Source organism: Anaerobacillus sp. ABR4_321 (assembly GCF_056158505.1).
This window is the reverse complement of record NZ_JBSWTK010000001.1, coordinates 2458511-2476853: the sequence shown is the minus strand read 5'-3', so window position 1 is coordinate 2476853 and position 18343 is coordinate 2458511. Positions and strand designations below refer to the sequence as shown.

Below are 18343 nucleotides of genomic sequence, written 5' to 3'. Positions count from 1 at the left end.
AGCCTGACTTGTCAACTTTTTCATTAAGAGTATTAGCATGTCCTCTTCCTCTTGCATACTCTAGTAACGTAAGGAGGTGGATTTTGTGAAGCATAGCAAACCTTATTTTAAGAGACTGCCTCAGCGTCCTCGCCTTGCGAGCGACCGTTCTTATAGCTCGAATACAGGTGGAGAATCGAGAGGGGACTGTTCAAGATTCTGTTCATCTGTCTGTCGTAGGTTATTTCCATTCAGCTTTAATCAATGTGTTAGAGATTGTCAATCATGTCAAACCGGGTTGCTCTTTGAAACTGACGAAGAGTACCTAGGTGAAGACGATGAAGATATGAAAGACGAAGATTAATAGAAAAAAGTCACCATGATGGTGACTTTTTTTATCTTCCTTTCCCGTAAAGCTCTGTCACGCCCCACACCTTGTCATGACCGTTGTACTGATTTAGGGCGATATCTAAATCATGAAAATAACGATGGAGTTTCTTAATGTGGTTTGCACCAGGTTTTTCAAGATAACGAAGTGCGTACGTTTTAATCTCTTTTAAATCTTTTACGAGATCTTTGTTTTCTGATTCTGTCTCTATGTAATGGTTTGCATGAATGATGACGTTGATTGCTTTTTCACTTTGTACGTTATCATCTAAATCTTTTATACCACCGTATCCAGCTGTTTCGTTATAAAACCCGTGCGTAAGAGAAATAAACTCTTTAATGTTATCAAACTGTGGTTCAGAAATCACTTTAGCTTCTAATTCTCTTAGCTCTTCAGTCGATAACCTCTCATCTTGCGCCACCGCTTCATTAGGGGTCGCTACAAAACTACCTTGCGTTGACTTCACTTCCTTATCCAAGGAAAAAATATAATATGCTGTTAACGCAAGCGTCAGAATCGATGCTACGCCAAGCCAGACAACCACCGTTTTTGTTTTCATAGATTCCCCTCTCATGTGCCTTTTTAACTAGTTTATCCAACAAAAGGAAATCGCACAAGGTGTTGACAGACAATTCGAAAAGCGATGTTTTATTACTTCATAAAACATCGCTTCTACGTCGCCATACCTATTACTTCATTCATGGTTGTACTCTCCACCGAACGTTTCCGTCACACCGAACGTATCAGGATGATCGTATCCGTTCATTGCTTTATCAAGATCATGAAAATATCGGTGAAGGAGCCTCACGTCTGCTTCATCCAGGTCACTGCTTGCGATCATTTTGATCGCTTGTAAATCTACTTTTAGATCATGATGCTCCACACCATTTTCAAGGAAGATATTGATGTAGGCAGTAACCGCCTCAGCATGTTTCTCTTGATCTTCCATTTCGACTCTCTCGATCATCCCATACCCTGTCGTTCTATTATAAAAAGCATGAAAATCTGAAACAAAATCTTCTACAAACTGATATTCAGTAGGAAATGATGCGGAAGACACCTCTGTTGCACTTGCCTTCGACCCTTCCATTTCTGTATGAAGTGAAAATATATAAATATATAGGGCAGCGAACGTGGCAGCGATGAGAAGACTAAGAATGGAAAACATGACTTTAGCATGTTCCATCGATTTTCCCCCTATCAAGTTTCTACTTCTCTCTACCTCACAAAGCCCAAGATGTGCTTAATCTTACCTACACCCCATTTCGAATCAGCTTCATTCCTCTTTACAGGCGTTTCTTCAGTTCGAAAACGATTTTGAACGATGGCCATCAAACGCTCTTCTCGCTCCGACATGTGTGCAGCAGCTACTTTCCGTTCCTTTTCAACTTCTTCCTGGTAGAACGCCCTCTCCTCCGCAGAAACATCCGTTAGATCATCGATCTTTTTGCCAATCGCGTTAAGTTCTAGTTGATTCATAGACGCATGAGCATCTGAAGCAGTCGCAATTTCTTCATGGACGATTTCATGAATCTGATGAACGATATCTTTTTCCATCTTCTTAACCGTCTTATCCATCTTCAGCAATTGCTTGACTTCTTCCGATTCAACAAACGAAACGATTTTTGATAATGATTCTTTTATTTCTTCTTGGTCTTCATACGTTGAGTAAACTACCGATTCTTCAACTTTCTCTACTTCTTCAACCTGTGCTTGCAGCTCTTTTTCCCTTTCGATCTCCTGTTGCTTGAGCTCTGCAGCTTGATTAAATTCATCGATTGCTTTTTGTTCTTGGAGTTCGATAATGTGCTGTTCGAGTGCTAACGAAATCGCATCATCATCTGTGTTACTCGCTTTCATGTTGGTGATCAAGTAAAGGATTTCTAGATCTCTATCCGTATAAGTACGAGAATTGTTTTCATCACGTGGAATTTCAAGGAATGCAGAGAATTGATTCTCCCACTGCTTCAATGTATGTTTGGTCACTTTAAACAGGTCAGCAACACCAGAAATCATCAGATGATTATTCATTACTGCCAGTCCTCCCCAAATGTATTACAGTTCTATTCAATGCCTTCATATGGAATTTCCTGCATGATGACAAAGGTTCTTAAAAACAGTCAGAGTTTATCAAATCTGCCAACGATGCTCCATATCAACACGGATTATGTAACTTTTTAGATCCAACATGAAGCCTGATGTTCTCTTTTCAACAAACTACATAAAAAATCGTCATCTCAAACGAATTGAGATGACGATATATGGCATTACTTATTTAGTTGGATCTCAATGAACCGATCATCTTTCTCGGACGCATTCCCTCTGCCGTCTGTATTGTTCGTGACTGCATAGAGGGAATCATCATAATACAATGACCGAAGTCTTCCAAAACCAGAAATAACCGTTTCACTGTTGTTTTCATCAAGAGCAAAGGAGCGGACTTCATTCCCCCTTAACGTTGCAGCATAGAGCGTTTGATCCTTTATTACGATTCCTGAAGGGGCCCAAGTATCCTTACCAGAGTGATACATTGGAGAGGTCATCCCCTCTTGTTCTTCGTCTCCTTCAATAACCGGCCACCCGTAATTCTCTCCTGGTGCGATCTTGTTGATTTCATCATGAGCTGAATCTCCGTGTTCTGAAGAATACAGCTGGCCACCATCATCCCACGCTAAACCTTGTGGGTTACGATGACCATATGAATAGACGTAGGAATTTGCAAAGGGATTATCATCTGGTATCGAACCATCTTGATTCATTCTAAGGATTTTTCCAGCAAGGCTCGTTTTATCTTGAGCTAGATCAGGGTTCGTAGCATCGCCAGTCGTGATATATACCTTCTCATCTGGACCAATCTTGATTCTACCTCCGTTATGATATAAAGACCCAGGTATCCCGCTTATCAATTCCTTCGTTTCTTTCCATCCGCTATCACTTTTGGTCACCTCTATCACTCTATTTACCGTTTGCCCATCCTCTTCATACGTATGGTAGACGAACGCTTTCCCTGATTCAGAAAAATCCGGATAGAGCTCTATACCAAGCAAGCCACCTTCTCCTTTCGTTAGTAAAGGCTTATCGAGCTCAATCTCCTCACGTTCTAGCTTGCCGGCTTCATACTTCGCGATCGTTCCTTCTCTTTCAGTCATATAGAATGTTTCACCTGACTTCACGATTTCCCATGGAATCTGCAGGTTTTCAACGATGACGTCGGCAGCTCCTTCATCTGGCGCAGTTGTCTGCTCATCTGATGAAGCGCATGCGGTTACCATAAGCAGCGTTAGTAACGCAAACCATCTAATCTTGACCACTCCTTTACTCACAAGGGCTAATTCCTTAACTCTTCTATACACGAGTTGAGAAACCTTCCTGTGCTACACTAATCCAACCGTGTTATGGCTTCTGAAAGATCATAATCGAGTGGAGATAATTCCGTTTCTTTTCCCATCGCCATTCTCGCAAGCTCTAGACCTAAGTATGGTCCAACCGTCAATCCTGATGCTCCTAGTCCGTTAGCAGCTAGTAGGCCACTTGTTTCTGGAACATGACCAAACACAGGGAGAAACCCTGGTGTAAATGGACGAAACCCTACTTTCGCCTCGACCATCGTACTATCGCTAAGACCAGGAGCTACTTGTAGTGCTTTACTAAAGATTTCATGTAACCCACCTGCTGTCACTCGTTTATCAAATCCTACATCGTTTTCGTGCGTTGCACCGACAACCACTCGACCATCATCAAAGCTCAGCAAGTATTGATCGTTCGGAGGCATTACGACCGGCCACTCATCAGTGTCTTCCTGCACATCAAGATGCACGATCTGAGCTTTTTGCGATGTTACCTGAAATGATAAACCGAGTGGTTCGAACAGCTCGTTCGCCCATGCTCCAGCAGTAACGATCACGTTATCTGCTTTTATCTCACGATCCGAAACCTTAACACCAGTCACATTACCCGCTGTATGCAGTAGTTCTGCGTTTCCTTCTACCATAGTTGCGCCGAACTTTTTAGCAACACGTAAAAGAGCCTTCCTAAGGGCTGCACCATTAATTCTTGCTGCACCGCTCACATACACAGACTGGTAATCCTCTGAAATCGGCGGAAACATTGCTTTCGTTTCTTCTGTGGTCAACTTTCTTATCTCACCAATTTCTGGCGCATCTTCACGTCTCTTCAGAGCGCGCTCGATCATCTTATCGAGCTTTTTCTCATCAGTGTGTAGGCTGATCGCTCCAACTTTTTTGTAGCCTGTTTCTGTTTCCCCTTCCGCTGTTAATTGTTCGATTAAATCTGAGTAATATTTCGCCCCGCCCTTTGCAAGCCTGTACCATACTTTATTGCGTCGTTGCGATAGCCAAGGACACACGATGCCGGCTGCAGCATCTGTTGCCTGACCCGAATCGGCTCGATCGACAATCGTAACGTCGGCACCTTCTTTCGCTAGATGATAGGCAGTAGATGCTCCTAGAATTCCAGCACCAATAACAACATATGATTTCATTTATGAACACCTTTTCGAATAAATTTAGTTTCATTAGCTATTGTACATAATGAAGACGCCGCTCACAATCAAACGCTGGCAATGCACTCCTTTAACAACCTTATGTTAAAATTGTGCCATTACCAATAAAGGAGTCATTCACAATGAACAAACAGCTTGATCATATAGGAATAGCCGTTCGACGCATCGATGAAAGCATCACGTTTTACACAAACGTTTTAGGCGGTACGCTTGTCGATCACTACCGGAGTGAGGCACAAGGGGTGGAGAGCGAGATCGCAGTGATCGATATTGACGATAGCCGCGTTGAACTCTTGATGCCTACGAATAACACGACTTCTCCAATCGCAAGATTTATGAAACAAAAAGGAAAAGGCGTCCACCATATCGCATATCGCGTTGATAACCTAGATGAGGCGTTAGAAGAACTAAAGAAACAAAACATACGAACCTTAGAGGATACGCTACGAATCAACAAGCATGGAAGAAGGTTGATCTATTTAAACCCTGCCGATACAGAAGGTACGATTATTGAGTACTGTGATTATCCAGAACAATCATAACCTGATTTTATTGGATTCTAATCAGCATCATGGCAAGAGAAAACAGCTTTAATCCTGTAATCTTTAAACGTTTCGGCATATAAAAACGGTCAGTGGTTGATACCCTCTGACCGTTCTCCGTATGTCTGCCAAGCATTCCTTTTATTGGGGTTTTGATGTCCATCCCCTCGTTTTTCCTTGCAAACTTTTTATAATCTCATTTGCAAGTGAGAATACTTCTGTCAATTTATCTTTACTGATCCACTTAATCGTATCGTCTACTGTATGTAATAGATTTGAAACGCCACAGTTACTGAACGGTATACTAGGCACACCATTTGAGAAAAAGGTATAATGGTTACTCTCATACCATGGTGCTGTCCATTGGACAGCTGGAAACTTTCCCTTGATCGCTTTTACATAACTTTCAAATTCATTTGATCCAGACATGAGTGTAACATTATTCGTGCCAAGCGATTGACCGATACCATCAAAGTTCATGGCGACTAGTGCTTGAGGAAGGTCGTTTAGGTATGCCTTCAAATAAACCTCGTCTCCTAGACCGAGAAATTCTTCTGAACTAAAAAAGATGAACTCGAAACTAGTGTGCCAATCACTTCTCTTAGAAAGCTCTTCAGCTAACGAGAGGACAACTGCCACTCCTGAAGCATTGTCGAAAGCTCCGTCAGTATTAAACACCGTATCATAGTGAGCAGTAAGAATGATTTTTTCAGTCCCATACCCATTTATTTTCCCAATGATATTCTTCGTTTTACCTTCTTTTCTTCTACTCTTTATCACGCATTTTACTGAGGAGGTTGAAGGGCTATTTTTTATGGTTAAACCTACTTCTGGGGAAACCGTTAAAGATGGAATGAAAAAGTCCCAATCGTTGATTAACGGTTGATTTATTTCTTTTTCCATTCTTACAAATAAGATGGCTGAAGGATTTTTCTCTTCAAGTAGTTGAATCACTCTTTGATGATGTTCAGGATTATAAATTGTAAACCCTTTAGGAACATAGTTTTCTTTTGATAATTCACCGTATAATAACGCGATCTTCCCTTGAAGGTTTTGTGATGCAGAGAGTTCTTCAATTGTGCAAAAAGAGACGATTGATCCCGAAACCTCGACTGACTCAGAAAAACCATTAGCTATAGCCTCTAAACGATACCCATCAACCTCAATAAAAGCTTCATTAAGCCGCCAGTTTGGTACTTCAAATTCTTGAATGTCTACGTTGATTTCAGCATTTCTTAAAACTTCTTCAATATAATGGGACGCCTCGTGATTTGCCTCTGATCCGACTGGACGGCATCCTATCTCTGTCGATAGTGTATGGAGATGATCCATATAAGTTCCCTGCAACATTTGCATTACTTCTCCCCCTGAAATCAATTTAAAATCTCTTCACCCATGGGTTTCACGGCTTCCCGATAACTGGAAACTTATCTACTACAACAATCAATTCTTCTATCAACTTCGTTAAATATGATTGATCCGATTCAAATGTAAAGTTCAATATAGCCCCAGTCCCCATTGGATAACAGGTTTCTCCAGACCACATCACGTTACCTAATGCATCCATTCTCCCCTCGAGTAGAATGAAGTCTTCCATATTCTCGAGCACTGCCTTTCCTTTTAACGTTTCATTCATCGTTTTCAGTTCTTCCAAAAAAGACAATAATTCATTCGTTCTTACATTCGCACGGAATTTAGCTGAGTATCCAGGGATTTTTAGTAAAACGTAAGAGTCAATCCAATTACCGTCCCAATAATCGGTAGAGTCAGGATATTTTCTTCCCAATACTTCAATTGCAATCTTTGATTTGTCTCCTAATAGTTGGAATTGAATGACGGCCACCCCCTCACCTTATTATTGACCTCTGGACTAATAAATCGACTAGCACGTATCGGAATAGCAGCAACTATCATTATACCAAAAAGGAAATTTATAGCAGTACGCCTTTTATACGTTTCCGCTATCAATGATAAAGATTTTCTTACACTATTTGTTTCGGTTGACTAACTCGTTTAAAACTTGATCAATCCGCTCATGGTAGTGATAACTTCCGTTTCTCTTAAAATCAAGCCCACAACCGCTATTTGTGACTTGGATGGTTTCATAGTTTACTTCACCTTCTCCATACAAATGAACACTTCCTGCATTTCCTCTATAGATACAATCTTTATTAATAACCGTACGCTCACCATCATCATGTTGATAAAAATACGTATCCTCGATCAAACCATGTGGCATTGCAAACGAAGTCTTTGCTTCGCCGTATTGTAGCTTGTCACCAACATATGTATAAACCACCTCTTCTATATAAACTGTGATAACCCTTTGGTTACTTTCCTCTTTAACTATTGAACTTCCATCGAGGTTGTATAAAAGTAATATAGGGCCTTCATAACCCTCTGGGATAAGATGAGTTATGTTTGTTTTTGCTTCATCTCCATTCGCCTTCTTCTCTATTGATACGTAAGAATCATAAACAAGCACCCCAATGACTACAGTTAGGATAATCATCGTATTCATGATCATCGATTTTAATTGAATCGTTCTCTGATTCATGTGCTGTAATTCCTCTACTATAAAGAAAAAGATGGATGCTACAATAGCGTAGTGAACATACTCCTCTTCAATGACAATAATTGTCGCATAAGCTAGCGAAACGTGAATGGACGCTGCTGTAATGAACCGAAATGTTGGCACTTTAGATGATAGCCAGTCAGATAAAAAAGACACTGGAATTCCGTAGATTACATTACCAATTCCTGCAAACAAGATCACAAACATAATGAAAAGAGACCCAGTGATTATAAACAGGGCATTAGTACTTAGAAAGCCCTCTATCAACCAGTAAACACATGTCAACGATGTGGAAAATAGAGCTGAAATTAATTTTGATTTTATCCTCATATTCTCCCCCCTTTTAAACCTTACTTATTATGATTCTGTGAAACATTTCACATATAATGTAACATAACTACCTGCCAGCGGTTAAACAAAGTTATTACTCAAACTATTTGAAGATACGATCTCTATTTTAAAATGAAGGATTTATAAAAGAGGTCAGAAAGCTCCCCCACTTGAAGGGGGTATTCACCCTTTTTTCATAATTCGCTTGATGTCCAATACAGTTATGAACACGACAAATACCGAAATCAAAGAGAACAAAATTGTAGTCCCTACACCATCCGGAATGTGTTGATTGTTGTAAATTATGTAAAGATAAATGAGCCATAAACCTACTATTCGGATTAAACTATTCATTTGCGATGACTTAAACATTGTATATTCACCGTCCAATCACGAAAGTTAGAAACAAGAGAAAGCTGTTAACCTATACTTTTTCCCTCTCAAAGGAAGTATGGAAGATATAAAATGACGGATGAGAGGATCCCGGTTATTCCAACGATTAAGGTTCCTATCACAAATGGGTGCTGTGATAACTTAAAGATTAAGACATTATTTGATTGATATCTTGAACTAAAATTACCAACAGTTCTACTAGCGTTCTCATGGAATGGTCTAAAGTAGCCCGGAAGCCATACGATCGCTATTAATAGTACGCTACATGTGAACCAGGAATCTAAGAAATTCCATTGAGTTTTCCAAGAAAAAAGAAAAACTAAAGCAATGTCGAACGAAATTGTTACGAATACAAGAAAGATATACTTAACCTTACTACTCAGCGTATTTTCTAAAACCTTACTGAATGTGGAAGATATTTTACTTAGTAAAAATGCAATTGCAAGTGTACTAAATAGAAACACCAAACCGAAAGCAAATTTATAAATCAAAGCGATGACTCCTTTCTATTATAGTTGTTTGATCAAATTTATTGCTGAATGACTTCGATGGATACTATTTAGTTTAATAATAGTGTAGAAATCTCCTACACCTTGTTAATCAATACGATTATAATTGGAAAAAGTTTCAAAAAAGGCATAAAAAAAAGCGTCATTCTTGTTAGAATAACGCTCCTTTTACTTATAGATAGTAGACACGACTAACCTATGCTTTTTTTAAAGATGGATGTAAATAAAGAAAGGAAGAAGCAGTAGCAACGACTCCACCAATTAATATCGTTAGGGTAGTACTGTATTGCTCAGCTATTAGCCCTGCAACTAAAGCCGCTACCTGCATTAGTAACCAAGTCATAAAACGACTAGAAGCTTGAACTCGTCCTAAGAGATTGTCTGGGCTTAGATGTTGACGTATCGTGACGATACAAGGTGTCATAATTGCCGCAGATACTGTGCCAACTGCATTCATGATTGCTAACCAAAGGAAAGAATCATACATTACAAAACCGATAATTGATAATCCACCTAAAGCTCCTGCTATGAAAAGGATCGATCTGTAACTGAAATGTTTCTTTAACCAATTCGTCGTTAATGCACCAACAATAGCCGCCACACCACCAATCGATAAAAGAAAACCAATTTCAATTGCATCAAACCGTGCTGTTGATTTTAGATGGATGACAAGCATCGTTAAGAAAAGAGTGGTTCCAAAGATTGAAAAGAGCATCGCTAAGTTTGAGTATAAAATTGGTTTTACATCAATAACAAATCGAAACCCTTCCTTAATTTCTGAAATGATTGTTGTTGTCGTCACTTTCTCTTTCTGTATATTACTATCAATACTTAGACTTAACGTCACGATAAAACCCACTAAAAAAGATAAGCTGTTGATGATTAATCCTATACCAGGATTAAAAATACTAATGATGATTCCACCTAAGCCAGGAGCAACAAACACAGCTGCTTGGAAAACACCTGTATTTATTGAGTTGACTAGTTGAAGGTCTTTCTTTTTGACGAGCTTTGGAACAGAAGCAAATTGACACGTATTATACACCTGGGTCAACAAACCAACAATCAACGCCCCACCGTATATCTCCCAAATCGTTAAGGAGTTTAATATGTATAAAAAACCTAAAAAGCCTACAGTTAAAAACCGTCCTAAATCACAAAACAAGAGTATCCTTCTGCGATTAAAATTATCAGCCAATACGCCAGTAAAGGGCTGGATAAGGATTGGTAGCCTTTCGAGAGCAGCTACGATTCCCATGCTAAGCGGTGAGCCGGTAATTGCTAGTACAATCAACGGCAGCGCTATCAAATAGATTTGATCTCCGAAGAAGGATACTAAGTTACCACCGATAAACCGAAATACTTGGAAATTCTTTTTGAACTCAGGAATTTTATCCTCTGATCCCATTCGTACAATAGAATTATTCATAGGCATCCCCTTCTTATTTACTATCCAGATACAGACTTAAATCGGCAGGTAAGAAGTCAATGGCACTTTGATTAATGTCGTATTTATGGTTTGAAACCTGAGATACTAGCTTTGCTGATTTCAAGATCTTCAAATGATGATGAACGGTTGTCTTACCTAGCTTCAGCTCGTGCGTTAACTCTTGTAAAGATAAGTGGTCATCTTTTATCATTTTCAGTATTCGTAAACGTGTTTCATCTCCTAACGCTTTATAGCGTTGTACCAATTGTTTATTAGGTATATATTTCTCATCTGAGATACTTTCATTGGCTACCGCATAATAAAATACTTTGACTCCTTCAAGGTCTGCTTCAACGTTCCAAGGTCGGTAAAAATAGTGTGGAATAAGAAGAACTTTTTGTACACCTGGTTCCTTTAAGTAAGTAACACCGTCAGTAGCCCACGTAATAAACTCCTCAGGATCTAGACGATTTAGCATGTTTTCTTTTGAAACCTTGTCCTTTAGAAGAATCTCATTCAACTTGTTTTTATCAGGTTCAATAACCGTTTCATACCACCCGGTCATAACTTCAATTAGATGTTTTTTCAGCTTTTCAGCAGAAACTTGATTTATAAATTCTAAATAGCTTGGAAGAAAAGGGTGATGCTTCGTGATCATCCGCAATTCACGAAGTGCGTCTTCTGATCCATTCAAAAGTTCATTGATCAAATCGTAATACTCTTGACCTAAATACGGAATTGAAATGGTCTTCAGCTGATGCGCTGATAGCCTCTCCACATAATTTGTAAAAGAGTCAAGATGATCAAACTCTTTCTGATGAAGAATCTGGAGAAGCGTTTTCCACGTATTATGTTTTTTTACAAATCGAAGCTGTTCAAGCATTCTTGTGGATAGAGATTGTTCGATTGCTTTTCGTTTTTGTTTAGAAATATCCAAGGTATCAACCAAAGAGTCGTTTGTTATCGCAGCGATACCTAAAGCAGATTCCCATAATAGAGAGCTTTCCAGTTGGATACTATACTTTCCATTTGATAATTTCGTGCTTACAGAAAACAATTCCATATTATCCCTCCCACTACCATTCTATATTTATAGAACAGAATATTCAATTTTATTTTAATTATGAAACAGCCACTCTAGTTTTAGAGTGGCTGTTTCAAAACATTTAGCTATGACATATTACTACTCTCACTTACCTACATGAGTTGACAGTATCAAATCCTCAAACTCTTTTAGATCTGCTTTTCCTCCAAATTAAATCATTAAAAAAGTTTTAAATAGATGATCCAGTCAAATTGATTCAAACCTGCTTTTCAAGCTCATTGTCAATTTCATTTAAAACTTTTATCATAACACTTTTTAGTTAGTTTGTAGATTGGGAAAACAATTGTTTAATAACCTCTTAATAGTCATTTAACAGCCACATATTTCCCAATATTATTATCCTTTGGCACATGTTACCATAGTATTTGTAATAGTCGAACTTTTCTGACATACATATCCGGGCCCGGGACGTTAACATCACGAGCACATGGTTTGATTGTTATTTGTAATAAAATCATGATCGGAGGAAAAGAAATGAAAGTTACATTAAGAGCATTAAGCGCTGTATTTAGCCTGGTTCTCGTTCTGTCTTTACTGGTTGGTAACTTACACTTTACAACCCCCTCAGCATCCGCTGCATCGGTGGACAAAGGGCCTAAAGACTTCCTCGTTGGTTTTAAATCAAACATTCAGACAGCTCAGATTAACAACATTAAGAAATTAGGCGGACAGGTGAAGCATCAGTATAAATTTATGGATACGATGCTAGTTTCGTTGCCAGATAAAGCAGCTGAAGCCCTTAAGAAAAATCCAAATGTATCTTATGTTGAAGAAGACCAAATGGCGTATGCAATTGGACAAACAACACCTTGGGGCATCCCTCATATCAAAGCAGATCAAGTTCATTCGACTGGAAACACTGGTTCTGGAGTTAAAGTTGCTGTCTTAGATACAGGTATTGACGCTAGCCACGAAGATCTGAACGTGAGCGGCGGCGCAAGCTTCGTTTCAAGTGAGCCTAATGCCTTTACAGATGGCAATGGTCATGGAACGCACGTTGCAGGTACGGTTGCTGGACTTAATAATACAGTAGGCGTCCTTGGAGTAGCGCATTCAGCTAGTCTCTATGCAGTAAAAGTGCTAGACAGCTCTGGAAGTGGGACCTATAGCGGCATCATTCAAGGAATTGAGTGGGCAGTCGATAACAATATGGATGTTATCAACATGAGTTTGGGCGGAAGTTCTGGTTCAACTGCTCTTCAAGATGCTAATGACAATGCATACAACTCAGGTGTATTAGTGATTGCAGCAGCTGGAAACGAAGGAACAAGAGGCAAAAAGAACACGATCGGCTATCCTGCGAAATATGCTTCTGTAATGGCAGTAGGAGCAGTAGATTCAAGCAACAACCGTGCATCTTTTTCAAGCGTAGGCTCTGAACTAGAAGTGATGGCTCCTGGTGTTAACATATTAAGCTCTGTTCCAGGAAACAGCTATGACAGCTATAATGGAACGTCGATGGCTTCTCCACACGTTGCGGGAGCAGCAGCACTTATTATGGCAGGCAACACTGGATTATCAAACGTACAGGTTCGTCAGAAGCTTGTTGATACAGCTATCCCTCTTGGAGATTCGTTCTATTATGGGAACGGCGTAATCGATGTGTACGAAGCTACCAGATAATACATTAGCAGGAATGCATGGATCATTACGATCCGTGCATTTTTTATCTTATTCCTTACACTTCCACAAACATATGTTTAAGCATGCATATTCTTGTTCTTTTCCTCTCTAATCTCCTTATATTCTTACTTACAATTTACTCACCTCTCTCAATCTCAATTTCAGTTTAACTGCCTACTTTTAAAATTAATTATAGTAAAATGCCTTCAATTAATGATCTCTTCATACCTATTAATTTCATGTAATTCATTTTTCTACTTTGATGATGGTCTTTTTATGCACGTCATTTGAAATTCAACTTAAAATTTTTGATATAACGTTATTCTGCGGAATGTAGGTTGGGAAATGAATTGGTTAACAACCTATTAAACCTCTCTTAGCGACCGTATATTTCCCAATACTATTATTTTCTAACTCATGATACGATAGTATTCGTAATAGTCGAACTTTTCTGACATACATATCCGGGCCCGGGATTTGTCCATCACGAGCACTTAGTTTGATTGTTATCGCATCTAAAATCACGATAGGAGGAAATGAAATGAAAGTTACATTAAGAAGACTAAGCATCATTCTCAGCGTGGCTCTTGTTCTATCCTTATTGGTCGGTTTCTCTTCACCTTCAGCATCAGCTGCACCGGCTGACAAAGGACCTAAAAACTTCCTCGTTGGTTTTAAAACAAACGTTAATCAAGCTCAAATAAAAAACATACAGAAATTAGGCGGACAGGTTAAGCATAAGTTTAAACATATGGATACGATGCTTGTATCATTGCCTGAGCCAGCGGCAAAAGCTCTTAAAAAGAACCCTAACGTGTCATATGTTGAAGAAGATCAAGTAGCACATGCGATTGGTCAAACAACACCTTGGGGCATCCCTCATATTAAAGCAGATCAAGTTCAAGCGACTGGAAACACTGGCTCTGGAGTTAAAGTTGCTATACTAGATACAGGAATTGACGCTAGCCACGAAGATCTGAACGTGAGCGGCGGTGCAAGTTTCGTTGCTGAGGAACCAGACGCAACTACAGACGGCAATGGACATGGTACTCATGTGGCAGGTACAGTTGCTGGACTAAATAATAGTGTTGGCGTACTTGGTGTAGCACCCTCTGCTAGTCTCTATGCTGTAAAAGTACTAGATAGCTCTGGTAGCGGTACTTACAGCGGCATCATTCAAGGAATTGAGTGGGCAGTGGACAATAATATGGATGTCATCAACATGAGTTTGGGTGGCAGCTCTGGTTCAACTGCACTTAAAAATGCGACTGACAATGCTTACAACTCAGGTGTGTTAGTTGTTGCGGCAGCTGGTAACAGTGGAACGTTCTTCGGCTTTAACACAATTGGATATCCGGCGAAATATTCTTCTGCAATGGCTGTCGGCGCAGTAGATTCTAACAATAAACGCGCATCGTTCTCAAGTGTAGGCTCAGAGCTTGAAGTAATGGCACCAGGCGTTAACATTTTAAGCTCTGTACCTGGTAATGGCTACGACAGCTTCAATGGAACGTCAATGGCTTCTCCTCACGTGGCTGGAGCAGCTGCACTTATCCTTGCAGGCAACCCTAGCTTAACAAATGCTGAAGTTCGTCAAAAGCTTAACGACACAGCGAAACCTCTTGGTGATTCTTTCTATTATGGGAACGGTGTGATCGACGTTCTTGAAGCGACAAAATAATAGAGTAGTAGAAAAGCATGGATCGATTATGATCCATGCTTTTTCATCTTTAAAATAGATTCTACAAACTTTTTCTTTTCATTCGTATAGGAGCGCTCATCATTTGGGTACTTTTCTGCTAAAAGTTTCTTGAGCTGCTCATATTCTTTAGCAGCCGTTCGGTTTTCTTTTAAGTAGTTTCTAAAAAACAGATGTTCTTCCCACCAATCCCCTCGGTACTCAACTACATGAACAACATGTGTTTTCGTTAGATTCTCAAGATCAGTGAACTTAGCAAAAACGGTTTTTCCTTCAATTCGTACTTTTGGTAAATGATAGTAGCCGACTTCTTTTAATTTTTCCATATTAAACTTATCAATATCTTCTAAAGAGTTTAATCCGACCATTATATCCATAATAGGCTTTGCCTCTATGCCTTCGATTGCTGTACTCCCAATCTGTTGAATATCAATTATATGTGTACCAATAACTGAGTGTAACAGAGATCTTTCCTCATCGAATAACTGCTTCCACTCATCTGAATGATTTACTAAGACAACTTCTCCTTTGTTAAGACCTAACATTTACAACCTCCTAATAGACTTTTAGGAATGATTAATTCATAACTCTATAAGTCCTTGGCCTGTAAAGTTCTTTCTTAATTCATGGATTCCTTACAGCACTTTCTCCATTGATATCCTTGTATTCGAGTACCCTAGTTTCTTATATAAGCGATAAGCTCCATCATTTTTCCCAAACACACTTAATCCGATTGACTTCACACCGCATTCTCTTAGCTGACCCTGAAGCTTTTCGATAGTCTTAGTTCCGAACCCTTTTCCTCTATGTTGTTCGTCTATTAAAATATGGTATAAGTATGCTGAATTAATCTCTGGAATAATGCTATACCAAAGAACTCCCACTTTTTCATTTGAATGCGCTTCCACAACATTGTACAAATATTGTCCCTCAGTGGCTAATCCATCCTTAAACATGTCAGTGATCATCATCTCTGATTCCTCTAAAGCTTGTTCCTTTGTTAAGTTGAAGTTTCTTGTGATTTCATCCGCATGATCAGGGATCATGAAATCCATATACCTTTTAAATTCTACTTCATCAAGTTTACTGAATTTAATCATGGGTTCTCTCCATTCTATAAAACTATCTGTTTCTTAATATTTAAGTTTTCTACCATCTCTATTTCAAAACTATTCTGATTTTATCATAAATCACCCTTCAGAAGGATGAGAAAAAAATGAGCGTGACCCCTTCAGGTAACGCTCACGCCTTATGAAAAATATTAATCTTTTACATGATCTCTGAAATAATTCCCCCAATGGGGTTGTGTTCCGTCAATGTCTTTAAAGCCATATTGCTCTGAAAGCTCCCATGTACTATATACTCCTCCAGTTTTCTTAGCTATTTCAGGATCAGAAGCTAAACATTTAATTGCTTCACCAATGTAATAAGGCGACTCAGATGCAATAAAATGTTGATCTACTTTCACTCCTTCTTTCCAATTTCCTTCCGTAACTCCCATCAATTCAAGCATCGCTTCTGACCTTAAAAATCCTGGTGTTACAGCGATGGAGGTGATTTCATCATCTATTAAGTCATCTGCCATTGCCTGAGCCATATGTATAGTTGATACTTTTGCTAAACTGTAATAAAAATTTCCCCGTGGCTTATAATCAACCCCATCGGTAATCTCTATTATTAATCCTCCATTATTTTCTTTAAACAACGGAATACTATGATGAGCTGTAATAATATGAGATTCTACAGCCTGCTTTTGCATTTGGAGTCCTTTTGATAAGCTATGTTCGCCTATCGGCTTCCCCCACTCTGTTAACGGATCCCCACCCCATACATCGTTGACTAAAATATCAAGTCGTCCACTTTCTCTTTTTACTAGATTCATCAATTCAACGACTTCAGATTCAACGGTATGATCGACTCTGACAGGTATCCCTAATCCACCAGATTTTGTAACCATTTCAGCTGTTTCTTCAATTGTCTCCTTACGCTTCATAGGGGATTGACTCTTTGAAGTTGTTCTTCCTGTTACATAAACTGTAGCTCCCGCTTCACCTAACTTAACTGAAATCCCCCTTCCAGCTCCTCTCGTTCCACCTGCGACGATTGCAATTTTCCCCTCTAAAGATTTCATTATATACCTCCATCTGTCTGACAAAGTCCTCTATAGATTAACGCTCCTATTTGCACTTGATGGACTGCTTACTAGCTACTCACTTCTACGATATTCAACCCCTCTGATGCTTCTGGCGCTTCAAAAAATGTAGTAACATGATGAAACACCTCTTCCGTATCAAAAGCTGCTCTTTCGGGTTGTTCGTTACGCCTTTGTGCGATTTGACGTAAACATTGATCGTTGTTTACGTTAAGGAAGATCAGTTGATGGCTTGTATCGACCTCTGACGCTATATCCAAAAACCACTTCCTTTGTTTTCGGGTGTTTGCTGCGAAATCCATTACTACCTCTGTACCGACATGTAACAAGTTTTGGACATGCTTTTTCAACAATGGCTTGATCTGCGCTGAGAATTTCACATAATCCTCAAATGATGTGATCTGATTGGGATAAAGAGAAGATAGCCATTCATCTTCAGATATCAAAACCGCTCGTTTATCTCTTGCTAGTTGTTTGGATTTTGTTGATTTTCCTGCGCCCATTTTTCCACAAAAAAAGTATAGCGTTCCCAATTGATTCATGTATTTGATCCTCCAAACATGTTTAAGTGGTGCATCTATTGAAACTATTTAAGTGAATCTTCTGCTGAAAACAGCTTTTCTTTTACACCGTTCACTTGCTGTATCATATGACCTATATTGCCTTCTCCTGCATATAAGGACATATCAAAAAAGTTTTGATCTAAACCAGACCAATAAAGAACGTTTTCATCTCCTGAGACCGCTACATCCCTTTCTAATCTGCCAACGTACACTTCAACGTAACAATCTTGATGATAGTAGGTAAAATCCATTAGATGATGAAGCGTAATATCTTCATTGGATATACTTGTTTCTTCGTGAAGCTCTCTATATGCAGCTTCTATCCCCCTTTCACCACTTTCAATTTTTCCACCTACTAAATTACTTAATCCTTTATAAGGATCTTTCAACCTTTCACACATCAATAATTTGTCCATCTCTTTGTTATAAATCATTAGAACATTATAGCCTTGCATTTCTTCACTTCCTTGTTAATTGGTATAACCTGAGCTACGCTTCATAGTTTTAATTAAAAGACTATGGCTAAAGGAGGAA

At 39.1% G+C, this 18343-nt stretch carries 19 protein-coding genes; 4 read left to right on the top strand and 15 right to left on the bottom strand.

All coding sequences use genetic code 11. The features are described from left to right. Positions 1–85 precede the first annotated feature (85 nt). Entirely contained in the window at positions 86–343 is a 258-nt protein-coding gene (locus ACXADT_RS12960; protein WP_270182266.1) for a hypothetical protein, read from the top strand. A 31-nt stretch (positions 344–374) separates the two neighbouring features. On the opposite strand, the gene ACXADT_RS12955 is transcribed toward ACXADT_RS12960, so the two are convergent. The 5 genes from ACXADT_RS12955 to ACXADT_RS12935 form a co-directional block, all read right to left on the bottom strand. Continuing rightward, the gene (locus ACXADT_RS12955; RefSeq protein ID WP_270182267.1) at positions 375–926 is read right to left on the bottom strand and encodes a hypothetical protein; all 552 of its coding nucleotides are present in this window, start codon (positions 924–926) and stop codon (positions 375–377) included. 135 nt (positions 927–1061) lie between these two features. Then, the gene (locus tag ACXADT_RS12950; RefSeq protein ID WP_474831480.1) at positions 1062–1553 is read right to left on the bottom strand and encodes a hypothetical protein; all 492 of its coding nucleotides are present in this window, start codon (positions 1551–1553) and stop codon (positions 1062–1064) included. A gap of 32 nt (positions 1554–1585) precedes the next feature. Further along, complete coding sequence (locus ACXADT_RS12945; RefSeq protein ID WP_474831478.1) at positions 1586–2398, bottom strand: MerR family transcriptional regulator; 813 nt, start codon at positions 2396–2398, stop codon at positions 1586–1588. A gap of 236 nt (positions 2399–2634) precedes the next feature. Beyond that, a complete protein-coding gene (locus ACXADT_RS12940; RefSeq protein WP_474831477.1) occupies positions 2635–3690 on the bottom strand; it encodes a PQQ-dependent sugar dehydrogenase in 1056 nt (351 codons plus the stop codon). Between the two features lie 56 nt (positions 3691–3746). Then, entirely contained in the window at positions 3747–4868 is a 1122-nt protein-coding gene (locus ACXADT_RS12935) for an NAD(P)/FAD-dependent oxidoreductase (RefSeq protein WP_474831475.1), read from the bottom strand. A gap of 143 nt (positions 4869–5011) precedes the next feature. On the opposite strand from ACXADT_RS12935, the gene mce reads away from it, so the two are divergent. Beyond that, positions 5012–5431: a methylmalonyl-CoA epimerase gene (mce, locus tag ACXADT_RS12930; protein ID WP_474831473.1), complete on the top strand. Its 420-nt coding sequence runs from the start codon at positions 5012–5014 to the stop codon at positions 5429–5431. 141 nt (positions 5432–5572) lie between these two features. Here the strand turns inward: mce and ACXADT_RS12925 are convergent, their stop codons facing one another. The 5 genes from ACXADT_RS12925 to ACXADT_RS12905 all read right to left on the bottom strand — a co-directional run bounded on the left by ACXADT_RS12925 (position 5573) and on the right by ACXADT_RS12905 (position 11730). Next, complete coding sequence (locus ACXADT_RS12925; RefSeq protein ID WP_474831472.1) at positions 5573–6787, bottom strand: DUF4910 domain-containing protein; 1215 nt, start codon at positions 6785–6787, stop codon at positions 5573–5575. A 46-nt stretch (positions 6788–6833) separates the two neighbouring features. Further along, positions 6834–7274 (bottom strand): WapI family immunity protein, encoded by a 441-nt coding sequence (locus ACXADT_RS12920; RefSeq protein ID WP_270182274.1) that lies wholly within the window; start codon positions 7272–7274, stop codon positions 6834–6836. A 144-nt stretch (positions 7275–7418) separates the two neighbouring features. Beyond that, positions 7419–8336, bottom strand: coding sequence for a DUF6843 domain-containing protein (locus ACXADT_RS12915; RefSeq protein WP_474831470.1), 918 nt, complete (start codon positions 8334–8336; stop codon positions 7419–7421). A 1098-nt stretch (positions 8337–9434) separates the two neighbouring features. Next, entirely contained in the window at positions 9435–10667 is a 1233-nt protein-coding gene (locus ACXADT_RS12910) for an MFS transporter (RefSeq protein WP_474831468.1), read from the bottom strand. A 13-nt stretch (positions 10668–10680) separates the two neighbouring features. Then, the gene (locus tag ACXADT_RS12905; RefSeq protein ID WP_474831466.1) at positions 10681–11730 is read right to left on the bottom strand and encodes an ArsR/SmtB family transcription factor; all 1050 of its coding nucleotides are present in this window, start codon (positions 11728–11730) and stop codon (positions 10681–10683) included. A 516-nt stretch (positions 11731–12246) separates the two neighbouring features. On the opposite strand from ACXADT_RS12905, the gene ACXADT_RS12900 reads away from it, so the two are divergent. Both ACXADT_RS12900 and ACXADT_RS12895 read left to right on the top strand, forming a co-directional pair. Then, positions 12247–13395 (top strand): S8 family peptidase, encoded by a 1149-nt coding sequence (locus ACXADT_RS12900; RefSeq protein WP_474831465.1) that lies wholly within the window; start codon positions 12247–12249, stop codon positions 13393–13395. A gap of 541 nt (positions 13396–13936) precedes the next feature. Further along, positions 13937–15076, top strand: a complete 1140-nt coding sequence (locus tag ACXADT_RS12895) for a S8 family peptidase (protein WP_270182280.1) — start codon at positions 13937–13939, stop codon at positions 15074–15076. Between the two features lie 26 nt (positions 15077–15102). Here ACXADT_RS12895 and ACXADT_RS12890 read toward each other — a convergent pair whose 3' ends face one another. The 5 genes from ACXADT_RS12890 to ACXADT_RS12870 form a co-directional block, all read right to left on the bottom strand. Further along, the gene (locus tag ACXADT_RS12890) at positions 15103–15639 is read right to left on the bottom strand and encodes a GrpB family protein (protein WP_474831463.1); all 537 of its coding nucleotides are present in this window, start codon (positions 15637–15639) and stop codon (positions 15103–15105) included. 90 nt (positions 15640–15729) lie between these two features. Beyond that, positions 15730–16194, bottom strand: a complete 465-nt coding sequence (locus tag ACXADT_RS12885; RefSeq protein ID WP_474831461.1) for a GNAT family N-acetyltransferase — start codon at positions 16192–16194, stop codon at positions 15730–15732. Positions 16195–16355: 161 nt separating this feature from the next. After that, complete coding sequence (locus ACXADT_RS12880; RefSeq protein ID WP_474831460.1) at positions 16356–17225, bottom strand: SDR family oxidoreductase; 870 nt, start codon at positions 17223–17225, stop codon at positions 16356–16358. 71 nt (positions 17226–17296) lie between these two features. Continuing rightward, the gene (locus ACXADT_RS12875) at positions 17297–17788 is read right to left on the bottom strand and encodes a P-loop nucleotide/nucleoside kinase family protein (protein ID WP_474831458.1); all 492 of its coding nucleotides are present in this window, start codon (positions 17786–17788) and stop codon (positions 17297–17299) included. Between the two features lie 44 nt (positions 17789–17832). Beyond that, complete coding sequence (locus ACXADT_RS12870; RefSeq protein ID WP_474831457.1) at positions 17833–18264, bottom strand: NUDIX hydrolase; 432 nt, start codon at positions 18262–18264, stop codon at positions 17833–17835. Positions 18265–18343 lie beyond the last annotated feature (79 nt).

Bases quoted from the DNA above. Each gene is read 5' to 3' on its own strand.
- ACXADT_RS12935 (WP_474831475.1), bottom strand. From the start codon at position 4,868: ATGAAATCATATGTTGTTATTGGTGCTGGAATTCTAGGAGCATCTACT.
- ACXADT_RS12890 (WP_474831463.1), bottom strand. From the start codon at position 15,639: ATGTTAGGTCTTAACAAAGGAGAAGTTGTCTTAGTAAATCATTCAGAT.
- ACXADT_RS12900 (WP_474831465.1), top strand. From the start codon at position 12,247: ATGAAAGTTACATTAAGAGCATTAAGCGCTGTATTTAGCCTGGTTCTC.
- ACXADT_RS12905 (WP_474831466.1), bottom strand. From the start codon at position 11,730: ATGGAATTGTTTTCTGTAAGCACGAAATTATCAAATGGAAAGTATAGT.
- ACXADT_RS12870 (WP_474831457.1), bottom strand. From the start codon at position 18,264: ATGCAAGGCTATAATGTTCTAATGATTTATAACAAAGAGATGGACAAA.
- mce (WP_474831473.1), top strand. From the start codon at position 5,012: ATGAACAAACAGCTTGATCATATAGGAATAGCCGTTCGACGCATCGAT.
- ACXADT_RS12910 (WP_474831468.1), bottom strand. From the start codon at position 10,667: ATGAATAATTCTATTGTACGAATGGGATCAGAGGATAAAATTCCTGAG.
- ACXADT_RS12895 (WP_270182280.1), top strand. From the start codon at position 13,937: ATGAAAGTTACATTAAGAAGACTAAGCATCATTCTCAGCGTGGCTCTT.
- ACXADT_RS12915 (WP_474831470.1), bottom strand. From the start codon at position 8,336: ATGAGGATAAAATCAAAATTAATTTCAGCTCTATTTTCCACATCGTTG.
- ACXADT_RS12880 (WP_474831460.1), bottom strand. From the start codon at position 17,225: ATGAAATCTTTAGAGGGGAAAATTGCAATCGTCGCAGGTGGAACGAGA.
- ACXADT_RS12950 (WP_474831480.1), bottom strand. From the start codon at position 1,553: ATGGAACATGCTAAAGTCATGTTTTCCATTCTTAGTCTTCTCATCGCT.
- ACXADT_RS12885 (WP_474831461.1), bottom strand. From the start codon at position 16,194: ATGATTAAATTCAGTAAACTTGATGAAGTAGAATTTAAAAGGTATATG.
- ACXADT_RS12955 (WP_270182267.1), bottom strand. From the start codon at position 926: ATGAAAACAAAAACGGTGGTTGTCTGGCTTGGCGTAGCATCGATTCTG.
- ACXADT_RS12945 (WP_474831478.1), bottom strand. From the start codon at position 2,398: ATGAATAATCATCTGATGATTTCTGGTGTTGCTGACCTGTTTAAAGTG.
- ACXADT_RS12875 (WP_474831458.1), bottom strand. From the start codon at position 17,788: ATGAATCAATTGGGAACGCTATACTTTTTTTGTGGAAAAATGGGCGCA.
- ACXADT_RS12925 (WP_474831472.1), bottom strand. From the start codon at position 6,787: ATGCAAATGTTGCAGGGAACTTATATGGATCATCTCCATACACTATCG.